The following is a 22,062-nucleotide window of genomic DNA, read 5'->3' as shown; positions in this document are numbered from 1 at the left end:
ATGGCGCTCTTGCAAATTGCAGAACCAGGTCAATCAAGTGCACCGCATGAACATCGCATTGCGATTGGCATTGACTTAGGCACCACTCATTCATTGGTTGCCACAGTTCTTTCTGGTAAAGCCAAAGTCTTGCATGATGAGCAAGGTCGCGTGCTACTGCCTTCTATCGTCCATTATGCAGAGCAAAATACACATTATGGCAATGCTGCTGCGCCATTTATTACTACAGACCCTAAAAACACGATTGTTTCAGTCAAGCGTTTTATGGGTCGTTCTAAAGCGGACATTAAATTTCAACATCCATACACGTTAGTGGGTGAAGACAATCAAATGCCTGCTTTTGAAACAGCTCAAGGCCGTAAAACACCTGTTGAAATTTCGGCAGAATTACTTAAACAACTCAAAGACCGCGCAGAAGCCAGCTTACAAAACCCTGTAAATGGTGCAGTGATTACTGTTCCTGCTTATTTTGATGAAGCTCAACGCCAAGCCACACGTGACGCTGCCGAGCTTGCAGGTTTAAAAGTATTGCGTTTATTGAATGAACCGACTGCAGCAGCGGTTGCCTACGGTTTAGATCAAGACACCAACTTGGCTCAAGACCGTAACTATGTGATTTACGACTTGGGCGGTGGTACGTTTGACGTTTCTATTTTACGTTTCTCTCAAGGTGTTTTTGAAGTTTTAGCCACAGGCGGCCACACTGCTTTAGGTGGTGATGACTTAGATCGTCTGATTGTAAAATGGGCAAAAAAACAGCTGAATATTGAAAGTTTAGATGATGCAGAATATGCACACTTTATTGTGTCTGCACGTAAAGCCAAAGAAGCGCTCAGCAATGCAGAAAGTGTTGAATTAAAACTGTTAGAGCACACGCTGCAATTAGACCGCGCAAACTTTGAAAGTATTATTCAGGTTGCTTTAGATAAAACCATTAGTGTATGCAAACGTGTATTACGCGATGCCAAACTTGACCTAGATGACATTCAAAATGTAGTTTTAGTTGGTGGTTCAACACGTTCTTATGCCGTGCAAAAAGCTGTTCGTGAAGTATTTAATCAAGAACCATTATGCACAATTAACCCAGATGAAGTGGTTGCAATTGGTGCATCAATTACCGCCAATCAACTAATTGGTAACAGCAAAGATGGTTCGTTGCTATTAGACGTTACCCCACTGTCTTTGGGTTTAGAAACCATGGGCGGTTTGGTGGAACGCTTAATTTCACGCAATACTGCAATTCCTGTAGCACGTCGCCAAGAATTTACCACTTATCAAGATGGCCAATCTGCCATGTTGATTCATGTGGTACAAGGTGAGCGTGATTTGGTAGAACATTGTCGTAGCTTAGGTCGTTTTGTGCTACACGGTATTCCACCAATGACTGCGGGTCAGGCACGCATTGAAGTTACGTTCCAAGTCGATGCTGATGGCTTGCTCAGTGTTTCTGCTAAAGAAACCACTTCTGGTGTGACTGCAAATATCGACATCAAGCCATCTTATGGTTTATCTGAAGCAGATACCGAGCGTTTGCTGCTAGATGGTTTCAAATATGCAGAAGAAGACAAGCAATTGCGTCATTTGCATGAAACCAAAGTTGAAGCACAACGTGAACTTGAAGCTTTACAACAAGCCTTAAAAGTAGATGCACAACTATTAAGCCCAGAACAATTAGAAGCTTTAAATACTGCCAAAGCGCAGTTGGAAGCCGAATTGACTGGACAAGACATTAAAGCCATTGAACATGCTGTTGAACAGCTTAAAATACACAGTGATGCTTTTGCTGCAATTCGTATGAATCAACATATTGATACAGCACTTAAAGGCACTAAACTCGACGACTGGTCAAACTCAAACTAATTTAAGGTAAAGATTATGCCACGTATTAAAGTACTTCCACATGCGCAATTCTGCCCAGAAGGTGCTGAGTTTGAAGTCGAACAAAATGCCAACTTATGCGAAAGCTTACTTGAAAATGGCATTAAAATTGAACATGCTTGCGATATGTCTTGTGCATGTACCACTTGCCACGTTGTTGTTCGTAAAGGCTTTGACAGCCTAGAAGAAATGGATGATGTTGAAGCTGACTTATTAGACCGTGCTTGGGGTTTAGAGCCTGATTCACGCTTATCTTGTCAGGTTAAAGTGGTCAATGAAGACTTGGAAGTCGAAATTCCAAAATACACCATTAACCATGCTTCAGAAAATCATTAATCATAAAATGATGCTAATTCTAAAAAACTGCGCTACGGCGCAGTTTTTTTTATTGCACAACTTTAGATTTAAAATTTTTGAGGATTTAAAAGTTAAACGAGATCTACATTATAAGAAAAATTTTAGTGTTTTTCAGGAATATGAGTTTTGGCAATTTCTTCAACAGGTGGATGTTCAATCACTTCATCTTCAAGATTAAGTTTTACAATGCCCTGTGAGTTGGTCAGCTTTTGCTGCGTTTGAATTCTTTTAATCATTTTTTCTAATACGGTAATTAGCTCAGGATATTCAAAATTCTGCACTTCATCCAAATTAAGCAACAAATGAAAACCTTTATATTCGTAGTCAAACCAACGCTGATAATCCGACTTGCTGGCCGCATATTTTTCCATCACTTGCCAAGTTTTTACAGGACCTTGAATCCCCTTTAAAAAGATCGGTGCTTTCGGAGCACACAAATAATCATTTTTAATCAGTTTATAAGTGTCATCTGAAAGTAAAATTTCATCAACTTCGGCCGCACTTTGCAAACGCGCAGCTAAGTTAGCATCACGCCCAACAATGGTATATGCCATCCGATGTGCTGCACCGTAGTTCCCAACGTGGCAATATCCTGTACTGATACCCATACGAATATGTAAAGGCGGATAGCCCATTTTGACCCAACGTTCGCGTAACAATTTCATTTGCTGACGCATCGCAATAGCCATCTCTACACAAGTTTTAGCATCTTGTTCAACACCTTGCGTATTTGGATCACCAAAGAAAATTAAAATCGCATCACCCATAAACTTATCCACCGTCGCTTCATATTGCTTGGCAATTTCGGTCATGTGGCTTAAATAATCATTGAGCAGGAATGCTAAATCATCTGGAATTAGTGTTTCAGAAAGTTCAGTAAAGCCTTGAATATCAGAAAAGAAAATCGTCATTTTTTTACGTTTATATTCAATTTTCGCTTCCGACTCACCTTTCATAATCGATTGCCACAACTGCAAAGGTGCATAGCGACTAAGCTGATTCGCAAATTCCATATAGCGGTTCATTTGTGTGTAGTAATGGTCTTTCTTTGCCGTGGTATAGCGGATACGACGTGCCTGATAGGCACTGCCCATGCCAAAGTAAAAGATCATACATAAAAAGGCTAAAATCGTAAGTTCGGTACTGCTTTGTTCAAAATATTCGTTAAAACCAAAAATAAAAATATTACAAAAATAAAAAACTGTGACCGCCAATAAGGATGCCGATGCCACCAAAAAGAAAGAAACTTTAATATAAATGGCGGTATATAGCAGCGCAAATAAAGCGGCAAAAGTAAGTACCAAATTCAGATGTACCGCAGACAAACATACTGCGACTACCACAATATCAATAATAAACAGGATATTACGCTTGGCTTGATGACTATATTTATATTGCAGCCAACGCGAAAATTTAGGAATTATCAGTAATAAAAAAGTAAGAAAAAACGGAAGGTAAATTTGATAATTGGTATCGGCGTAGGTGTAGTGATAGACCACCATAATCAGGGATAAACTTGCATACCCGACTAAACGATGCAGAAATTCGAATTGTTTGGGATCTCTTTCCATCCAATTGTACATGAACACCGCGGCCTACTCCAATCTAGGATTAAAAAGCCACGCATCCTGCGTGGCAATTCATTTCAATTAATCCATTCGCCAGTCAAATGGCATATCGCCTTGACCACGCAGAGCAAGCATCAAGGTTTGACGCATGTGAGCCAAAACTTCATTGCTGTATGGTACAGCTGGCGTACCCCAAACTGGTTTAGGCCAAGCCACATCATTTTGATAACGCACGACGTGATGAAAATGCAATTGTGGAACCATATTACCTAAAGCCGCCACATTCATTTTATCGGCACGGAATACACGTGATAATTGGCTAGATAACCAGCTAGATTCACGTAAAAATTGTTCTTGGTCTGCCTGGCTTAATTCGTATAGTTCTGTAACCCCTGGCACACGTGGAATTAGAATTAACCAAGGGAATTGCATATCATTCATTAAACGACATGTTGACAGAGGAAAGTCGCCTACAAAAAAAGTATCTTGAGCAAGTTGTGGATGCAAACTAAACATATCTTTATAAATGACGCAAATTGTAATGATGGGTAATACTATCACATCCCTAGTGAACTGAGTATGATTCCCATCATGTTTCGATGTAAATAAAGTGCAATTTTAACCAAATTCATCATGAATAATATTCATTATAGAATCAGTGGTTTCTTAGAAAATATTCATAAATTTACCGATATGATATTTGGATCAATTTGCATTTTTAAACTCAGCTGTGCAAAGTTTTTAGCAGGCTGTTTAATAGATCGGCAATAAATTGAATCCGCTTTTCAGCTTCCTCCAACATCACCATCACTTTTAAACGCTGTCCACCATCCATACGGAAATAGGTCGGATGTTTTTGCATCATTTGAATGATGCTCATGGCTTGCACAGGTGTATCTGGTGAAAATTCGATATGACCGCCATTTGTACCAATATCAATTTTAGTGATGCCCAACTGCTCTGCTTTTAAACGCAGTTGATGTACAGCAAATAATTGTTTCACCGCTTGTGGTGGAATACCAAAACGGTCAATCAACTCCATACGGATATGATCAAGCTTTTCTTGAGTATCGGTATTACTAATGCGTTTGTAGAACAATAAGCGCTGATGCACATCGCCCAAATAATCATCTGGAATTAAAGCAGGCATGTGCAGGTTGATTTCCGCAGTTAAAGACAATGGCGCATCGAAGTTAGGAGTTTTACCCTTTTGAATGGCTTTGGTGGCTTTTTCCAGCATTTCCATATACAGGCTATAACCAATAGCTTGCATTGAACCGCTTTGTTGCTCACCCAGTAATTCGCCCGCACCACGAATTTCCAAGTCTTCGGTTGCCAGCATAAAACCTGCACCCAAAGTTGAGGCACGCTGAATCGCATCCAAGCGTTTTTCAGCATCGCCTTTTAAGCCCTTAATGGAAGGTACCAGCAAATACGCATAAGCTTGGTGATGCGAACGTCCAACACGACCACGTAGTTGGTGCAACTGCGCCAATCCGAGTTTATCTGCACGTTCAATTAAAATGGTATTGGCATTTGGAACATCAATCCCTGTTTCAATAATGGTTGAGCAAACCAACACGTTATATTCTTTATGATAAAACTGCTGCATGACTTGCTCTAATTCACGCTCGCGCATTTGCCCATGCGCAACTGCAACCCGCGCTTCTGGTACCAATTCACGAATGGTTTCAGCACTACGCTCAATGGTTTCCACTTCATTATGCAGGAAATACACCTGACCACCACGTAACAATTCACGTAAAATGGCTTCTTTCACCGTATCGCCTGTATGCTCTTGCACAAAGGTTTTGACCGCTAAACGGCGTGCAGGTGGTGTGGCAATAATGGATAAATCGCGCATACCGCTAAATGCCATATTTAAGGTACGTGGAATTGGCGTTGCGGTTAAAGTCAGCATATCCACATCGGCGCGCAGCGCTTTAATACGTTCTTTGTCACGCACCCCAAAACGATGTTCTTCATCGACAATCATTAAACCCAACTGCTTGAACTGAATATTTTCTTGCAGAATTTTGTGCGTCCCAATCACAATATCGACTTTGCCTTCAGCTAAATCTTCAATGGTTTTTTGATGAGATTTGCTTGAACCAAAACGCGATAAGACTTCAATACGCACAGGCCAGTCGGCAAAACGGTCTTTAAAAGATTCATAATGCTGTTGTGCCAACAATGTGGTCGGAACCAATACCGCGACTTGTTTATTATTCTGTACCGCGACAAATGCAGCCCGCATGGCGACTTCGGTTTTACCAAAACCAACATCACCACAGACCAAACGATCCATTGGTTTTGCCAGTTGCATGTCATGTAAAGTCGCTTCAATTGCATTGGCTTGGTCTAGGGTTTCTTCATAAGCAAAGCCACTGGCAAATTGCATATAAAGACTATGATCCAACTCAAAAGCAAAACCCGGTTTAGATTGACGACGTGCCTGAATATGCAGTAATTCTGCTGCCACATCGTGAATTTGTTCCAACGCTTTGCGTTTGGCTTTATTCCATGCATCTGTGCCTAATTTATGCAAAGGCGCAAGGTCTGGATCACCACCGCTATAACGGCTGATTAAATGCAAATTGGTAACAGGTACATACACTTTTGCAGCATCGGCATAATCAAGTTGTAAAAACTCATGCTCTTGCTCATCAATATTTAAAGTAATTAAACCTGCATAACGCCCTACGCCATAATCAATATGTACCACAGGTGCACCAATGCTTAACTCGGTCAAACTGCGAATTAAAAACTCTTCAGAAACTTCCTGCTGACGTTTACGACGGCGCTGCACCACACGATGTTCATACAACTGATTTTCTGAGATTACACTCAATTGATCTTGAATGACCAAGCCGCGATCTAAAGGTGCATTGGTAATCGCAATGGCTTGTAAAGACTGCTGAAATGCCTCAAAACTCTCCACTTGTGGAATTTCACCCAAAGCGGCACGCAACGCATCTTTTAAGGTTTCACGACGACCTGCACTTTCTGCCACCAATAAAACAGGATGATTGGCCGCATCAATATATTGCTTAACGGCATGAAAGGGTTGTTCTTGTTTAGGATCAACCGCCAAACGTGGTGGTACAAGTGTGCTTAAGTTCACTACACCTGCTTTTTGCTCAAAAGCTTCGGGCGATGCAATCACACGTCCAAATTGATTCAGTTGTTCTAATAATTGATTTGGTTGTAGGAATAATTGCTCAGGCGGCAAAATCGGCTGGTCGATGTTATGACGTCTGTCCTCATAACGATACAGCACATCTTTCCAAAATTGAGTTAAACAGTCATCCACCGCCTTATCTGTAATGACAATGCAATGCTTTGGTAAGTATGAAAGTAATGTATTTTGACCTTCAAGCTGTGCTTGAGTGAAGAATAACGGAAAATAAAACTCTAAACCAGGCGATGCAATGCCTTCTAACACATCTTGATACACAGGGTTCTTTTTCGGGTTTGCCGTTGGGAAACTTTCTGCATAGCGGTCACGGAAAATCGCACGACCTTCTTTTAATGGAAATTCTTTGGCGGGTAAAACCGTAAAATTCTGCAAACTTTGGGTGGTACGCTGCGTTTCTGGATCAAAAAACTTTAAGGTTTCAACTTCATCATCAAATAAATCAATACGGATGGGTGCTTCCTGTCCCGAAGCATAAATATCCATAATACTGCCACGCACAGCAAACTCACCATGATCATAGACTGTATCGACCAGATGATAGCCTGCTTGTACCAAACGCTGTTTTTGTTGTTCCAAAGCAAACTTTTGCCCAACACGAATATCGAAATGCTCGCCTAACACCCATGAGGTTGGTGCAACACGTTGTGCCAAAGTGGTTGCCGAAACCAACAATACACCTTGCTGCGGCATATTGGATAAAATCGCCAAACGCTCCGACACAATATCTTGATGCGGTGACAAGCGGTCATAAGGCAAAATTTCCCAATCGGGGAAAATAGTCGGTTTTACCCCGTAAAATTCTAATTCGCTTTCTAACTGCGCCAAATGTTGTTGATTGCGCGCGACAATCACAAATAAATGCTGATTCTGCTGACCAATTTCTTTAAATAATAATGCTGCGGCAGAACCTTGTAGATTACCAATCCAGCGTTTTTCGCCAGCTTTCAGTTGTGCGAAATTGAGTTGGGAAATTTCGTGTTGGAACATGTATATAGCTTTAGGGTCTAAACAACATGGGCTTATACTAGCACGATGAATTGACGGTTTTACGTAATTTTTTTCATCGACCATTACAGCGTATTTAATTGCAAAATTTTATAAAACAGCGAGCTTTAAAGTTTGATACACACGCCTCTTTACTTTTGATCGCGTAAAAACTGTTGATAATAATCATTCAATTTTTTCACAATCGCTTTAAATTCCAGTAAGTTTTCTTCGGTATTACCGAGCATTGTATTAAAACGCTGTTGCGCAATTTCCAGATCAATTTTTTCATTGATAATCATGGCTGTAGAATACAATTGTGCCAAATCATCAAACTGCTGCATACGGCGGTTGGATAAATAATTTAAACGCTCTGCCAAAATATCATTAAGCACAATACCATCGACCATATAGCCTTGTTCCGCATCCCATTGAATATTCTGTGCTTCTAAATAGGCAATTTCTTCGAGATTGGCTTTATTTTTAAACAACCCTGTAAGTTTGCTGAACATTTTGAACCTATAAATTGGCGAAATCAAAGTGAATGCTGCAGAGTTTAAATGCTTCACTAAAATAGATGCAACTGATCAGGGTGATTTATGCTCCCCTGATGTTATAAGTCAGTGTTTCAACCCCACTTTGCTTAGGCTATTTATAATGATGCATATTTTGCATCCTGCCAAATGCAAAAAAGCATCTTGAAGATGCTTTTATAACAATCAAAAAATGACTTAAAGCTTATTTGCCATAAGTTTGCTGTAAATACTTCACAATCTTAGCTGATTCAAAAAGCTGAGTCTGGGTATTTGGATCGATTAAAAATGGGACTTGAATATTATCACCCATAACTTTTAATACCTGCTCACGCTTACCACCTGCCAGTGGCACATATTTACCCGGTTTTAAACGTAATTTTGCCAAGCCTTGATCTTGCCAACGCTCTTTGGCTACATTATGAAATTTGAATGGCAACTCCAGTTCAGTCAATACACCACGTACTACACGTGTATAAGGACTTCCCTCAAAACCCCACAGTTCAATCAGTTGTTCAGGTGCAGCGCGCTCTACAATTTTCTGGTTAATCCACACACCACGTGCACCATTCAATAACGTGCCTGCAAGTGCAACATAAGGAATTTTAGGAAAATGCGCGTATTTTTTTGGCGTTTTTCCACTTTTGCCATAATGTTTGAATAAATGATGAATGATCTGCTGTGATTCATAGAGCTGATCACCTGTATTTTCATCAATTAAAAATGGAAACTGAGTTTTACCACCCAGTTGTTTCACCAAAGGTCGATATTTTGTGCCGCCTTTGGGGCATGGATAAACCTCATAATCCAAATTTAACAAGGTCATGACTTCGCGTACACGACGGCAAAATGGTGAACCTTCAAACTCATATAACTTTAAGGCTTTTTCGGGTTGCTTGGGAAATGCTGTCCCATTCACACCGCGCCCACCTTCGGTAAGCATAGATGCCATTGCCTGAATGACTTTAATTTGATGATGCACCATTTTGTTTTCCTTGTGATGTGCTCAGCAATTTGATGGCTGTGCCATCAAACCGCTTATAAATCGACCAATTTTTCCTTTGCCACAATAATACCGTTGTTATCGGCATAGACATAATCGCCCGAATTAAAAGTGACTTGTCCAAAATGCAAACTCACATCTACTTCACCCACGCCTTTGCGGTTACTTTTTTGTGGAATTGAAGCCAAAGCATGTACGCCTAAATCAAGTGCTGCAATTGCATCGACATCACGTACACAGCCGTAAATAATCACGCCATTCCAGTGATTTTTCACTGCAGATTCAGCAATCAAGTCCCCCATTAAGGCACAGCGCATAGATGCCCCACCATCTACCACCAAAACTTTGCCCGTGCCATCGGTTGCCAACAACTCTTTTACACGCGAGTTATCTTCAAAGCACTTTACAGTCACAATTTGACCGCCAAAAGTTTTACGTGCACCGTAACTTTTGAAAAATTTGCCATCCAAAGATGGAATCACCACTTGAAGGTCATGTTCTGGATGGTCATCTAATAAGTCACAAGTTACGAATGGTACTGTAGACACGTTGTTCCCCTTTTACTTGGTTTTTTGTATTTGTAAATTATCATAAATTTGGAATTTATGAATTTGCGATTGCGCTGCCTCGACCATAGTATGAGCCACTTGCGTAGCACTTACTGGCTTATATGTAAAATGATCGGGAATAAATCGTGATATTTTAAGATACAGCTTTTGTCCTAAATCTTCTAAACGCCGTTGTTCGTTGCGCTCACCCAATAATAAAGATGGACGCAAAATTGATACTTTGTCTAAATCCAAACTTTTAATATATTGTTCTAGCTCACCTTTGACACGATTATAAAATACGGCTGATTTGGCTTCTGCTCCCAAAGCACTGACCAATATGTAATGCGTACCCTTCGCCTGCAATAATTCGGCAAAATGTGCATTGATGGTATAGTCCACAGCATAAAATCCCTGCTTTGAGCCTACCTTTTTTAAGGTTGTGCCTAAACAACTGAATGCATGACTATAACCGCTCACATCTTCATCATTGAGCAATAAAAAGTCTTCGAGGAGTAACGTCTGGACTTTTTCTAAGCGATTTAATTCCGAGCAAGGTCTACGCAAAACAACGGTGATATTTTTACATTCAGGCAGCTGATTAAGCTGTTTGACCAATTGCTGCCCAACTAAACCATTCCCACCAATTACAATTGCATTTTGAATAGAATTTGTCATTTTTTAAACAATCTCTTAGGCTTAAAGCTAATCTACCTGTTTCTTTCTGATTTTTCTGCAGCTAAAATGTTGTCAAAGCATGTCAAGACTTGACTTAACTGTCTAGTTTCATCAAAATATGGCACTTGTTTACGGGCTGGTGATAATTCTTCTGATGTTGGTTTTCGGAAGTAATTGCAGCCCGCCCAGACCAATCTATTTCAAGGAGTGCACGAGTGGCAAACTCTGCTCAAGCTAGAAAACGTGCTCGTCAAAACGTTAAAGCACGTAAACACAACGCAAGCTTACGTTCTATGGTTCGTACTTATTTAAAACGCACAATCGCTGCTATTGCTGCAGGTGATTATGCGGTTGCTACTGAAGCTTACAAAAAAGCTGTTCCAGTAATTGACCGTATGGCTGATAAAGGCATCATCCATAAGAACAAAGCAGCTCGTCATAAGAGCCGTTTAAACGCTCAAGTTAAAGCTTTAGCTTCTAACTAAGTGTTAAACAAAAGAAGCCCGTTAAGGGCTTTTTTTGTGCCTGCTGTTTCGATAATTTATCAAATTAAGCAATCTTTAGTTTCTGCACGCCAATTACATCACTTCAAATACACCTGCCACCATAAAATAAAAAACACCTCCTGAACTGGTCAAAAGGTGTTTTAAATTAATGAAGATGAATAATTCAGACGAGGAATTATTTCAGCATCAGTCGTAAATTTTGTGGACTTAAATAAGCCAGTTGCAAACTGTTATTAGCCTTTAATTGCGTCCATTGCTGATTCGCACCACCTGTGCAACCATAACGAATTAAACGCGCGCGGTTTTCTTTTAGGTAGCCATGCTCTAAATCAAAACACTGACTCCCCTGACGAATCGTTCCCGAAGCTGTGTGCATTTCCCAGACCTGACTGTCTTTAGATGTACTGCAGCTTGCAAGTGAGACCACATTGCCGTTGTTAGTTAAGCACTGATCCATTTCTGCTTTGCTGTGAATACGCCCCAAACCATCATAAATCCACTGCTCAGTTGCATCGCCTGTACAGCCACTTGCTCCACTAATGTAAGCATTTTTCTGACCACTCGCCAAAGTTTCAACTTTCAAACAGTTATTTCTGTTTTTCATTAGTGTTGCTTCAGCCACAATATTTTCATTGCCTAAACCCAATCGCTCCACAAAATTGTGCAATGCTGTTTCCGCTTCAGGCTTAGTCTTTTCTAAATCGGCACGATAAACATTCATCCAGCGGTTTAAACGATAAATCGTATTTTGCTGTTGTTCATAACGCTGTAATTGTTGCTGTGCAGTTGCACTTAGCTCTTGACGATAATCTGCATAAGAATCATACAATAGTTGTGCAGCAGGTTTTAAAGCCACCACAGCTTGACTGGCTTGCGCTTCCAACTGCTTCTGAAAATCAGGCATTTCAACTTTTCTTAAAGCTTCATAGCCATGTGTACGACCAATTTTTACCGCAGGTTGAATACTATCGCTATATTGCGGAATATTCAGTGTCGATAATAACTTCTCGGCATGATTGGCTTTTTTACAGTATAAATTCACCTGTTTTGGCTGCTCAGCAAGTGCTAAATTGACATGCAGTTTATTGGCATTGCTGGTCATACGGTTAGGTGCCAATGCCACGTTCTGATTACGATTGGCATATTGAACATCTAACCAACATGCGGCATTTTCAGCAGCACGATTTGCCGCAGGTAAATTATAAACATTACCCCAGTTACTGCGTGCAGCAGGATACAACACACCTTGCTGAGTTTCAGGATCATATCCGCCAATAATAGTAATTACAGGCACACCAAATAAGCGCGGTTTTAAATAATATCCATCGGCACTGTTGTACCAAACCTGATTGGAGCTTGGTACTTTTGGATAAACCACTTCCATTTGGCGTGTGTCTTTATTCCAAATTTTATAACCACTTGGTGAGCTTTCATCCCAAACATGTCGCGCCCCAAAGTGGGGGTTGAATCCGAATATGGGTACTGTAACCCGTGTAATGGGTATAACGCGAAATGCTACTGTTGATTGCACCACCTGACATCGCATCCCAACCATAAGCATATTGTTTCAGGAAGTTAGGCACACCATTTTTGCCATCACCCAAGTTTCGAGTATGCTACGCCAAGTTGCCACGCATTTTATTACGATACGCAATATAGCCCCAACCGCTGTCTGCATGGTGTGCAGCCCAGAACATATTTTCACCTTGTGAACCCAGATAATGCCCAAGACCATAATGATGCCCAATTTCATGGCTAAACTCGTTGCCCACAGAATCATACAGGGTCAACATACCATTACCGCCACTTAAACCATGAGTTTGATCACCATTTGTATATTTACCTCGTGCATGATGGGCAATTACAGTTTGTGTAAGTTGTGGCTGTTGCTGACTTTGCATAGAGGCACTGGTCACACCCCAGTTGGCTAAGTTAATTCCCACACTAAAGGTCGATTTTGCAGTATTTTCCCGCATGTCCCCCGAATAGACACCACCTTCACCCGCACTTTGGGTATCGTAAATCGTGCCGTTGGCGACCATCACTCGATCTAGCTGAATGTCATCATATTTTGCCACGGTCATTTGTGCCGCAGGAATGGTTTGGAAATAATCGGTACCCGCTTTTTCAGGCTCTAATAACATATAATGCCCGCCCGATTTCGGTGGTGCAGTTAGTAGACCGATACGAATATTATTGAGTACCAATTCACCCGGTGCGGCAAAATCAATTTTTTCTGCTTCGAGTGCACCAGTACGGTTTTTAGAATCGACCAAACGCAGCTTTAAACCGGGACGTACTTCATCCCAATTTAATTTAGCCGACCACGCACGCTTACTATACAACACCTCAGCACGACCATCTTGATTGCTCTGGTCTGAAGCAGGAATCTGGGTTGGATCAAGTAAAGCAACACGACGTAACAAGCGTTCATTTTGATACACTTCAAGCTGCAAAGTGTCGATATTGTCCATGCCCTGATTTGGTGTAACCAATAATAATGCTTCTTTTTCTGCGGTCAAACGTGGCATTTTTTTCGCCTCGTTACCATTCGGATCAACCACATGCCCTTGAGCAAATTGAATCATTGCCTGAAAATCACCTTCTAAATCATTACGCACTTCACGTGATTCAGAATTGGCGTTGTAATCATAAAACCCAAGTGCCGATTGATTGATGACATCTTGTGTAGGTTCAGGGTAAGGATTAGCCACATTACCCACAGGTGGTTGCTGAGGAGTTTCCAATGGTGTTGGATTTTCTTGATTTGAATTCCCAGCGGCCTCCCCATCGCCACCACCACCACATGCAGCAAGCATGGATGATAATATACATACACTTAATAGACTAAGCGAAAACCGAGTCACACTTTTCATTATTTATTCCACCCCAATGTCAATTTATGACAAAAAATATAAAAATAAACACATATTTTTCAATGGCTTGTATTTTTATATTAAATAGATGTATAAAATTATGCAATTCTCAAGTTTCATATCGCTTTATATTTTCAACACAATTTTATTAATTTTTCTTTATAAAAATCAGCGAATTTTTAAAGCAGCACACAGATTGATAGACAATATTTGATCGAGTTTGCGCTCACAACTGCATAAAATGAAGGAAAAAAAGAGAATAAAATTTGAATTATTTTTTTTAATTTCTGACAGACGGTATTCTATCGTACTGAATGGATAGCACTAGAATATGCGTTCAATTTTCTGCTTAAACTTTCTGACGAAATTGCGAGATATCTAAAGTGTGAATCTGACCGCGCCAAATCCATTTTAGCTTGGATTCTAAAAACTCATCACCTTCAAACCAAACGAATAAACCTTCCATCATGTCTGGCCAATCGGCTTGCGTGACTTCATTACGTCCAGAAATCACCGCGATAATTGCAGCTAAAATCGTATCATGACTCACAGCCAAACTCAGTCCGTATTGGTTGGTTGGATGGGTGTTATAAATCAGCTCAAGGACATCCACGACACCATGAATCGGATGTTTCATGCCGGGCAAGGCATTATTCACAAAACTATTAATAAAGCCTAAAGCACCCTGTTTCTGAAAATATGGGCCTGCCTGTTTGATATCAAGTACAAAGCTTCCTGGTTCCACCAATAAACCTTGTTCTATAATTTCAATGTGATGGGTATTGGGTTCGAGGGTAATGCCATCTGCCCCACGAATCATTAAAGCAGCCGTATCGACACAACGCTGAATAGGACTTGAAATACAGTGTTGAATCACCCGATCTGTATTTCCAACCAAGTAGCCTCCCCATGCTTCGGCTAAATCGCGACCTTGTTCGGTCAATTGTAAATTATAGCCAGCCAAACCCTGACCAACGACAATTTCACGAATAGAATGACGGGTAAACAAAGTCACAGGCGTCTGAGCATCAGGCAATAAATCAATTGCTTTAAGCATACTTGCAGGGAGTAGTTCTAATGCCATGATCTAGCCAAAATTTTAACTTGGTTGCTTGACACTATACCATGTTCAGCACTTTGCTCAATCTGACTTCGCCATAAGTCCAAGTGCTTGTAAGGCGATCTGTTTCATCTGCGTATTTTTATAGGCGATAAAACCACCATTTAACAATGTATCGCGCTGATTATATAAAAATGCCCGCCCCTGAAAATCGACCAATCCACCACCTATTCGTTCCAATAAACATTGTCCTGCACTGGTGTCCCACTCAGAAGTCGGATGAAAACGTGGGTAAATATCGACACGATCTTCCAAAATCATGCAGAATTTATAAGCACTACCTGCTTTTAGTTCCTCAAAATCGATCAACTGCGCCAAGCTTTTTAAATAGTCTGCATAGTGTGATTTTTTTTGACTACTGTGGCTTAATCCAATTTTTAGAACTGAAGATGTTACCGTGGGTTCAGACTGATAGAGATACCATTGCTGAGTTAAAATATGATATTTCAATGGCATACCCTGTTCAGGACAAAAATAAATAGTTTGCTCGCCTGGTACTGCAAGTACTGCAAAAGTTGTTTGCACACCACAAATTAAACTTAAATTAATGGTAAATTCAGGACGTTGATGTAAAAACTCTTTCGTGCCATCTAAAGGATCAAGCAACCAAAATTGCTGCCATTGCTGACGTTGGTCTTGCTCACCTTCTTCGGACAACACAGGTAAATTGGAGATTTTTGCCAAAGCCTGCATTAAATAATAATTGACTCGATAATCGGCTTGCGTAACAGGAGAATCATCGGTTTTCTTTTCTACATCAAAAGCAGCACCTGAACAATAATCTTGAAATTCCTGATTTAAAATTTCACACGCCTGCTGCACGATTGGCAATAACTGTAAAATTAAAGTATGCGTTGGCGCCTTTGTTTTTATAAACATAACTATCCTTTTTAGACTGTATCCAAAGGTCTAATTTTTCATTACTTTCATAAAAACATTGTAATAAAATTTACGGCTGATGCGTAGATAAAATTTAGTGGCTAGATATGCTAAATCAAGACTTTATGTGTCAAGGCAATTCATTTTTACTTGAGTTTTTTATTTATTGAGTGCTTAGTTAATTAATCTTTAAATGGATTGGATAATCTTTTTTTAAACATCGATAAAGTGAGTGCACCACTAACCAATAATAAAATACCCACAATCACCAAATAAGTTTCACCACCAAAAAAACCAATAATAATTGCAGCAATACCCAATAAACCCAAAATAGTGGTAATGGCAATTCCTAAAATAGACATCACAATTCCTTTTAAATTTATTTAATCATGAAAAATTGTCAATATTCTAAGGTATCGTTCTGTCATATTCATGCCTCTTTTGATAGTTAAAGCGTAACATTTGAGCGCACCTTGCCACATTTATACACAGAACTTATACTGAAATAGACTAAACACGACCTATTACATTTCACTGAGTTTGCTGAATAGCTTAAGTGCAGATTATGACAACTTGATGCATTTTATTTAAAAAGATTCTTTCTTAAATCATTTTTGAATCACTGCAAAGGAAATTCCCTTTCCTTTTAGGAGACTTGCGGAGCATGCTCCTCAGGGAGAGGTTTTTTATAAGAATCCCATCATCCACTTGCGGAATATACTCCTCATCCTGAGCAATACATGGCGTAAAAGAAGGGACTTTCAATACTAATTTTACTGATCATTTATGATCAAATTTCGACTTATAAAAGGATTCTAATTCAGGTTGAACCATTCATAGAATTAAGGTATAAAAAAGCCCGATCTGCATCAATCGGGCCAGATTTAAAGGTACACAAATTTGTATACATAATCAAAATCACTAGAATTTTAAATCAAAAAAATAATCAATCCTTTTCTAGAAAAGTTAACTCTCCCTCATCTGAGGTGATTTTAATTTTGACTTTACGATAACTACGTTTATCTGGGTTTAATGCCGACTCTGAAACATGATGGGCGAATTTTTCATCGCCCATTAAATGCGCAAATAATTTATAGCCGATACGCATTTTCTTAATTTTTTTCTTCTTTTTCTCAAACTCATCGAGTTGTTTATCTAAGTGTTTTAAATCTAAATACTGTTGTTCAGCCATTACTAGCTCCCTAATTTAAAAAATTTACCATTCAATTTCTATGCTTGTACAGACAAACAAATACAGAAATATGTCAAAAAAATTGTTTTTGTGAACGCTACAGTTACTTTTTACAACTGCCCCATCTCACCTAATTTATATGCAACGCATGTACAGTGCTTATTTATTTAGCCTAGCACAATTTGGCGAATAATCAGACAGCATTTTGAGTTATGCCTCAAGCATGTTTAAATGAGCCAGTTTTATTTGCCTTTTGGCAATTGCTTTATGGTTTAGGATGTCTAAATGCACAAAAATATCATCATGTTTGACATGGACGGAACGCTGTTAGATCTCGCTTATGATGATTTTATTTGGAATGAACAACTGCCTATTCGCTATGCAGAATTACACGCCTGTTCTTTAGAGCGCAGCAAAGAAATTTTATACGATTTTTATCAAGCGCATAGCCACACCTTAGAGTGGTATTCCTCACGTTTTTGGACGGCTAAAGTGGGTGTAGATATGCTTGCGATGCAACTTGAATATAAAGATCAAGTCACGTTGCGTCCACAAGCTATCGAGTTACTGGAATATTTAAAAAATAATGGCTATCACATTTGGCTCACCACCAATGCCGATTGTGCAGGTTTAGACTTTAAATTAGCACATACAGGTTTAGCAAAGTATTTTGAAGTGATTGTTAGTTCTGAAAGTATTGGTTATGCCAAAGAGCGCGTTGAATTTTGGCAAACATTGCAACAACAACATGCATTTAATCCTGAAGATTGCTATTTTATAGATGACACCGAAAAGGTGCTTAATGGTGCTAAAGCCTTTGGGATTGGACACTTATATAGTATTGCCCAGCCATCCTCAGCAAAACCTACGCGTCAGACTTGTAATTACCCTATGTTGCACCAATTAACAGATTTAATTCCTGTCTTAGAACAATTTGAGGACACTCAAAAATATGCCTAAAACTTCGTCCCACGAAGCCATTGAAACGATCCGAATTGATAAATGGCTATGGGCTGCACGTTTTTTCAAGACCCGCTCTATTGCAAAAGCTGCCATTGAAGGCGGCAAAGTACATCACAATGGCGAGCGCGTTAAAGTTTCCAAAGAAATTCGTGTGGGAACTGAGCTGACCATTCAACAAGGTTTTGATAAGAAAACCGTATTGGTCAAGGCATTATCCGGCGTACGCGGCCCTGCCCCTGTCGCTCAGCAACTTTATGAAGAAACTGAAGTGAGTATTGCACGCAGGGAATTGATTGCGACCCAAAGAAAGTTGCATAATCTAGCACGACCTGATCATCGACCAAGTAAAAAAGACCGTCGTGACATCAGCAAATTTAAACAAGAGAATGATCAGCAATTTGACCAATTTTGGTCATATAATGATGATTAAATAGAGCGTCACAGGCTGTCGCACAGCCCGTGATATAAATAGAACTACAGGACAAATTCTGTCACTATATTGCATGTGGAAAAGATTTAAGTAAATGCATCCACTTGAGTATATTGTTTCGTGACATCGTATTGAGGTTGTAAGATGGATGAGAATAAAAGCAAGGCGTTAAACGCTGCGTTAAGCCAGATTGAAAAACAATTTGGTAAGAACACAGTCATGCGTCTTGGTGACAACACTGTGCAAGCGGTAGAAGCCGTATCTACAGGCTCATTGACCCTAGATATTGCATTGGGTATTGGTGGCTTACCTAAAGGTCGTATCATTGAAATTTACGGCCCTGAATCATCAGGTAAAACGACTATGACCTTGCAAGCCATTGCAGAATGTCAAAAAGCTGGTGGAACTTGTGCCTTTATTGATGCCGAACACGCGCTTGATCCTCAATATGCACGTAAACTTGGTGTAGATATTGACAATCTTTTAGTATCGCAACCAGACAACGGTGAACAAGCTCTTGAAATTGCCGATATGTTGGTACGCTCTGGCGCAATCGACATGATTGTGGTCGACTCCGTAGCTGCCTTAACCCCTCGTGCCGAAATTGAAGGCGAAATGGGTGACTCACACATGGGCTTACAAGCACGCTTAATGAGCCAAGCCTTGCGTAAAATCACAGGTAATGCCAAACGCTCGAACTGTATGGTGATCTTCATTAACCAAATTCGTATGAAAATTGGTGTAATGTTTGGTAGCCCAGAAACCACAACTGGTGGTAACGCATTGAAGTTCTATGCTTCTGTTCGTTTAGATATTCGCCGTGTAGGTCAAGTGAAAGAAGGTGACGAGATTATTGGTTCTGAAACCAAAGTCAAAGTTGTGAAAAACAAAATGGCACCTCCATTTAAAGAAGCATTGTTCCAAATTCTTTACGGTAAAGGTGTTAACCATTTGGGCGAGCTGGTCGATTTAGCTGTTCAACAAAATATCGTGCAAAAAGCTGGTGCTTGGTATTCTTATCAAGGCGATAAAATTGGTCAAGGTAAAAACAACACCATTCGCCATCTTGAAGAACATCCAGAGCTTGCTAAAGGCATCGAAGCGATTATTCGTGAACAACTACTCACGACAGGTCAAGCTGCACCTGTAGAAGATAAAGACGAAGAAGAATTCGACTTACTTGATGTTTAAAGCATGCGCTAATATGAACACAACAAACTGAATTAAATAGAACGCTCTACGGAGCGTTTTATTGTATATGGAAGCATTACCATGCCTGAAGACAAATTCCCCAAACTGATTGATTACGCTGCGCTAAAACAACAATTTGGCGAAGATGAGCAATCATGTAGCCGAACTGAGCAGATATATTCCGAAACAACGTCTGCCCTGCATTTTGCCTCAAATTCTGCGCCTAACATTAATAAACAATACCCTGCTCATACGGAAGCCATTGATGATCAAGAACACAATCACAATGAAGACCAAGACGAACAGCAAAACAAACGCCCAGGACTAACAGGTTCTCGTCTACGCAGCTACGCCTTTGCTCTCTTAACGCGTAAAGAATATTCTAAAAATGACTTAATTGAAAAACTGGCTTTATATACAGAAAACCGTGATGAAGTGATTGAGTTAGTCAATGAATTGGCACGTGAAAATTATCAGAGTGATCAACGCCTAGCAGAAATGTTACTGGCTAGCCAAAAGCGGCAAGGTAAAGGGCCAAATCGTATTAAAATGGCTCTTAAAAACAAAAAAGTGGATAGCAGTTTAATTTCAGAAGAACTTAAAGAAACTGATTGGGCAGAACAAGCCTATCAACTGAAAGTGAAAAAATTCGGCACAGAAGTCGCAAACGAGCCAAAACTTAAAGCCAAACAAATTCGTTTTTTACAGTATCGGGGCTTTGATATGGATGCGATTATGAAAGCAATTCGTAGGAAAGAGCAGGATTTTTAAAATAGTGGATATAAGATCAAAATAAGTAGAAGATAAATAGAATTATTATTTCAAAACTGGTGGCAACCCTACCAGCAAGCCTTCGGCACATCATAGTTCCACTACCGCTGCTACCTTCCGGTCCTGACGGGGTTCGTAGAGTACAATTGCGAAGTAACCAGCAGGGCTACCATTGCAAAAACAGAGTATAGAGATTTTTAACAAACTTGCAAGCGTTGTTCTGTATTTCCTTTTATAATGCTATCCAATTGATTATTTTAAAAACAATTGAAGACATTTATAGAATAACGTCATTTAAAATTTAGTCTAACTAACCCATCATAAAATTATTTCGAGATTTAAATCCTAGATTTACCCATATTGCGCTGAGATTGATGATAAGTTTGTAAAAGCTTATTGCAATTCCACGCGTGGACGTTTTAAATGTGGAAAATGACCAAATCAACAGGTTGAGTCCAATATGCTTACAAGGACTCACCTACACAAGATTAAGATGGATGTTCAATTATGCTAAAAAAGCATGCACTTTGTGCTCTTGCCCTACTGTGCTCAACGCCTATATTTGCCAATATTCCAATTGAAAGCCACAATCTCAGCCAAAGCAGTGCTAGGTATGCCAATAGCCCTGCGATTGCAACGAGTAATATGGCAACTGCCAATGTACCCACCAATATCAATTGGCAGTTGATGCAAAAAAACCAGCAACTTGAAAATGACATCCGCCAGTTACGTGGCAAAATTGAAGAACAAGACAATGAAATTGCGCAGCTCAAACATGAATTGCAAAATCGCTATACCGATTTAGATCAACGTCTAGAACTGCTCCAACAAAAAATAGACCCTGAATCTGCTCCTGCCGCTGAGGAGGATAACCAAAAAGATACTGCACCCAGCGCCAGCAACAACCAGTTAAACAACAATGCCACGCAATCTGTGCAAAATACAACGCATGTGAGTCCAACAGCTCAAGGTTTAAATACCAATATTGAGCTGGAAAAAGCAGCCTATACTGTTGCATTGGATGCCTATAAACAAGGTGGTGCCAAAAAAGCGATTGCACCTATGCAAAACTTTATTAAAAACCACCCAAACAGTGTGTATATCAGCAATGCGTATTTTTGGTTAGCTGAATTTAATTTAGCAATTGAGCCAACCAATTACACCGAAGCCAAAAAGAATTTTGAAATTGTAGCAACAAAGTATCCCCAATCTGCAAAAGCATCAAGTGCCTTATATCGCTTATATAGCATAGCGCAAGATGTAGATCACAAACCTACTTTAGCAGCGCAATACAAAAGTAAAATTCTGAGCCAATATCCAAAGTCTGAAGAAGCAAGATTTTTAAAATAAGCCAATAAAAAAAGACATCCGAGGATGTCTTTTAAT

19 protein-coding genes, 1 other RNA gene and 1 pseudogene are annotated in these 22,062 nt (G+C 39.8%); 8 read left to right on the top strand and 13 right to left on the bottom strand.

What is annotated here, in order from left to right; translation table 11 throughout:
- On the top strand, positions 1 to 1,860 hold the full coding sequence (gene hscA, locus CF596_RS05165) for a Fe-S protein assembly chaperone HscA (protein WP_004976654.1): 1,860 nt from the start codon (positions 1 to 3) through the stop codon (positions 1,858 to 1,860).
- A 15-nt stretch (positions 1,861 to 1,875) separates the two neighbouring features.
- A complete protein-coding gene (fdx, locus tag CF596_RS05160) occupies positions 1,876 to 2,214 on the top strand; it encodes an ISC system 2Fe-2S type ferredoxin (protein WP_004976656.1) in 339 nt (112 codons plus the stop codon).
- Positions 2,215 to 2,336: 122 nt separating this feature from the next.
- Here fdx and CF596_RS05155 read toward each other — a convergent pair whose 3' ends face one another.
- The 7 genes from CF596_RS05155 to CF596_RS05125 form a co-directional block, all read right to left on the bottom strand.
- Positions 2,337 to 3,824: an adenylate/guanylate cyclase domain-containing protein gene (locus CF596_RS05155; RefSeq protein ID WP_096901435.1), complete on the bottom strand. Its 1,488-nt coding sequence runs from the start codon at positions 3,822 to 3,824 to the stop codon at positions 2,337 to 2,339.
- Between the two features lie 60 nt (positions 3,825 to 3,884).
- Entirely contained in the window at positions 3,885 to 4,319 is a 435-nt protein-coding gene (locus tag CF596_RS05150) for an HIT family protein (RefSeq protein WP_004976660.1), read from the bottom strand.
- A 208-nt stretch (positions 4,320 to 4,527) separates the two neighbouring features.
- Entirely contained in the window at positions 4,528 to 7,989 is a 3,462-nt protein-coding gene (gene mfd, locus CF596_RS05145) for a transcription-repair coupling factor (protein WP_096901434.1), read from the bottom strand.
- A 149-nt stretch (positions 7,990 to 8,138) separates the two neighbouring features.
- Positions 8,139 to 8,498 (bottom strand): hypothetical protein, encoded by a 360-nt coding sequence (locus tag CF596_RS05140; protein ID WP_096901433.1) that lies wholly within the window; start codon positions 8,496 to 8,498, stop codon positions 8,139 to 8,141.
- Between the two features lie 226 nt (positions 8,499 to 8,724).
- A complete protein-coding gene (locus tag CF596_RS05135; RefSeq protein WP_096901432.1) occupies positions 8,725 to 9,504 on the bottom strand; it encodes a glutathione S-transferase N-terminal domain-containing protein in 780 nt (259 codons plus the stop codon).
- 53 nt (positions 9,505 to 9,557) lie between these two features.
- Entirely contained in the window at positions 9,558 to 10,070 is a 513-nt protein-coding gene (gene rraA, locus CF596_RS05130) for a ribonuclease E activity regulator RraA (protein WP_004976667.1), read from the bottom strand.
- Positions 10,071 to 10,082: 12 nt separating this feature from the next.
- Positions 10,083 to 10,748 (bottom strand): NAD(P)H-binding protein, encoded by a 666-nt coding sequence (locus tag CF596_RS05125; RefSeq protein WP_096901431.1) that lies wholly within the window; start codon positions 10,746 to 10,748, stop codon positions 10,083 to 10,085.
- A 215-nt stretch (positions 10,749 to 10,963) separates the two neighbouring features.
- Here CF596_RS05125 and rpsT point away from each other — a divergent pair, with 215 nt between their 5' ends.
- Positions 10,964 to 11,233 carry a 30S ribosomal protein S20 gene (gene rpsT, locus CF596_RS05120; RefSeq protein ID WP_004976669.1) on the top strand — a complete coding sequence of 90 codons (270 nt, stop codon included), beginning with the start codon at positions 10,964 to 10,966 and terminating at the stop codon, positions 11,231 to 11,233.
- Positions 11,234 to 11,429: 196 nt separating this feature from the next.
- Here the strand turns inward: rpsT and CF596_RS05115 are convergent.
- The 5 genes and pseudogenes from CF596_RS05115 to CF596_RS05095 form a co-directional block, all read right to left on the bottom strand.
- Positions 11,430 to 14,130 (bottom strand): annotated as a pseudogene (locus CF596_RS05115) (M66 family metalloprotease).
- Positions 14,131 to 14,479: 349 nt separating this feature from the next.
- The gene (locus CF596_RS05110) at positions 14,480 to 15,214 is read right to left on the bottom strand and encodes a histidine phosphatase family protein (protein ID WP_004976677.1); all 735 of its coding nucleotides are present in this window, start codon (positions 15,212 to 15,214) and stop codon (positions 14,480 to 14,482) included.
- Positions 15,215 to 15,271: 57 nt separating this feature from the next.
- Positions 15,272 to 16,129, bottom strand: a complete 858-nt coding sequence (locus tag CF596_RS05105) for a 3'(2'),5'-bisphosphate nucleotidase CysQ (protein WP_096901430.1) — start codon at positions 16,127 to 16,129, stop codon at positions 15,272 to 15,274.
- A gap of 182 nt (positions 16,130 to 16,311) precedes the next feature.
- Positions 16,312 to 16,491, bottom strand: a complete 180-nt coding sequence (locus CF596_RS05100) for a hypothetical protein (RefSeq protein ID WP_004976682.1) — start codon at positions 16,489 to 16,491, stop codon at positions 16,312 to 16,314.
- 584 nt (positions 16,492 to 17,075) lie between these two features.
- The gene (locus tag CF596_RS05095; protein WP_004976684.1) at positions 17,076 to 17,321 is read right to left on the bottom strand and encodes a hypothetical protein; all 246 of its coding nucleotides are present in this window, start codon (positions 17,319 to 17,321) and stop codon (positions 17,076 to 17,078) included.
- A gap of 285 nt (positions 17,322 to 17,606) precedes the next feature.
- Here CF596_RS05095 and CF596_RS05090 point away from each other — a divergent pair, with 285 nt between their 5' ends.
- The 4 genes from CF596_RS05090 (at position 17,607) to CF596_RS05075 (ending at position 20,676) form a co-directional block, all read left to right on the top strand.
- Positions 17,607 to 18,281: an HAD-IA family hydrolase gene (locus CF596_RS05090; RefSeq protein WP_096901429.1), complete on the top strand. Its 675-nt coding sequence runs from the start codon at positions 17,607 to 17,609 to the stop codon at positions 18,279 to 18,281.
- Positions 18,274 to 18,714 carry a S4 domain-containing protein gene (locus CF596_RS05085; RefSeq protein WP_004976690.1) on the top strand — a complete coding sequence of 147 codons (441 nt, stop codon included), beginning with the start codon at positions 18,274 to 18,276 and terminating at the stop codon, positions 18,712 to 18,714. Before CF596_RS05090 ends, CF596_RS05085 begins: the two co-directional genes overlap by 8 nt.
- A gap of 144 nt (positions 18,715 to 18,858) precedes the next feature.
- Positions 18,859 to 19,905, top strand: coding sequence for a recombinase RecA (recA, locus tag CF596_RS05080; RefSeq protein WP_004976691.1), 1,047 nt, complete (start codon positions 18,859 to 18,861; stop codon positions 19,903 to 19,905).
- Between the two features lie 81 nt (positions 19,906 to 19,986).
- Positions 19,987 to 20,676: a regulatory protein RecX gene (locus CF596_RS05075; protein ID WP_096901428.1), complete on the top strand. Its 690-nt coding sequence runs from the start codon at positions 19,987 to 19,989 to the stop codon at positions 20,674 to 20,676.
- A gap of 66 nt (positions 20,677 to 20,742) precedes the next feature.
- Here the strand turns inward: CF596_RS05075 and ffs are convergent.
- An RNA gene (gene ffs, locus CF596_RS05070) (signal recognition particle sRNA small type) lies at positions 20,743 to 20,839 on the bottom strand.
- Between the two features lie 341 nt (positions 20,840 to 21,180).
- Here ffs and CF596_RS05065 point away from each other — a divergent pair.
- A complete protein-coding gene (locus CF596_RS05065; RefSeq protein WP_096901427.1) occupies positions 21,181 to 22,026 on the top strand; it encodes a YbgF trimerization domain-containing protein in 846 nt (281 codons plus the stop codon).
- Positions 22,027 to 22,062: the final 36 nt, after the last annotated feature.

The organism is Acinetobacter sp. YT-02, assembly GCF_002412355.1.
GTDB classification, from domain to species: Bacteria; Pseudomonadota; Gammaproteobacteria; order Pseudomonadales; family Moraxellaceae; genus Acinetobacter; species Acinetobacter towneri.
The sequence above is the reverse complement of the archived record's forward strand: the minus strand, read 5'-3'. Positions and strand labels throughout refer to the sequence as shown.

Excerpts from the sequence above, each read along its gene's own strand:
- hscA (WP_004976654.1), top strand. The coding sequence starts at position 1 with ATGGCGCTCTTGCAAATTGCAGAACCAGGTCAATCAAGTGCACCGCAT.
- fdx (WP_004976656.1), top strand. The coding sequence starts at position 1,876 with ATGCCACGTATTAAAGTACTTCCACATGCGCAATTCTGCCCAGAAGGT.
- CF596_RS05150 (WP_004976660.1), bottom strand. The coding sequence starts at position 4,319 with ATGTTTAGTTTGCATCCACAACTTGCTCAAGATACTTTTTTTGTAGGC.
- mfd (WP_096901434.1), bottom strand. The coding sequence starts at position 7,989 with ATGTTCCAACACGAAATTTCCCAACTCAATTTCGCACAACTGAAAGCT.
- CF596_RS05140 (WP_096901433.1), bottom strand. The coding sequence starts at position 8,498 with ATGTTCAGCAAACTTACAGGGTTGTTTAAAAATAAAGCCAATCTCGAA.
- CF596_RS05135 (WP_096901432.1), bottom strand. The coding sequence starts at position 9,504 with ATGGTGCATCATCAAATTAAAGTCATTCAGGCAATGGCATCTATGCTT.
- CF596_RS05125 (WP_096901431.1), bottom strand. The coding sequence starts at position 10,748 with ATGACAAATTCTATTCAAAATGCAATTGTAATTGGTGGGAATGGTTTA.
- CF596_RS05110 (WP_004976677.1), bottom strand. The coding sequence starts at position 15,214 with ATGGCATTAGAACTACTCCCTGCAAGTATGCTTAAAGCAATTGATTTA.
- CF596_RS05105 (WP_096901430.1), bottom strand. The coding sequence starts at position 16,129 with ATGTTTATAAAAACAAAGGCGCCAACGCATACTTTAATTTTACAGTTA.
- CF596_RS05100 (WP_004976682.1), bottom strand. The coding sequence starts at position 16,491 with ATGTCTATTTTAGGAATTGCCATTACCACTATTTTGGGTTTATTGGGT.
- CF596_RS05095 (WP_004976684.1), bottom strand. The coding sequence starts at position 17,321 with ATGGCTGAACAACAGTATTTAGATTTAAAACACTTAGATAAACAACTC.
- CF596_RS05090 (WP_096901429.1), top strand. The coding sequence starts at position 17,607 with ATGCACAAAAATATCATCATGTTTGACATGGACGGAACGCTGTTAGAT.
- CF596_RS05085 (WP_004976690.1), top strand. The coding sequence starts at position 18,274 with ATGCCTAAAACTTCGTCCCACGAAGCCATTGAAACGATCCGAATTGAT.
- recA (WP_004976691.1), top strand. The coding sequence starts at position 18,859 with ATGGATGAGAATAAAAGCAAGGCGTTAAACGCTGCGTTAAGCCAGATT.
- CF596_RS05075 (WP_096901428.1), top strand. The coding sequence starts at position 19,987 with ATGCCTGAAGACAAATTCCCCAAACTGATTGATTACGCTGCGCTAAAA.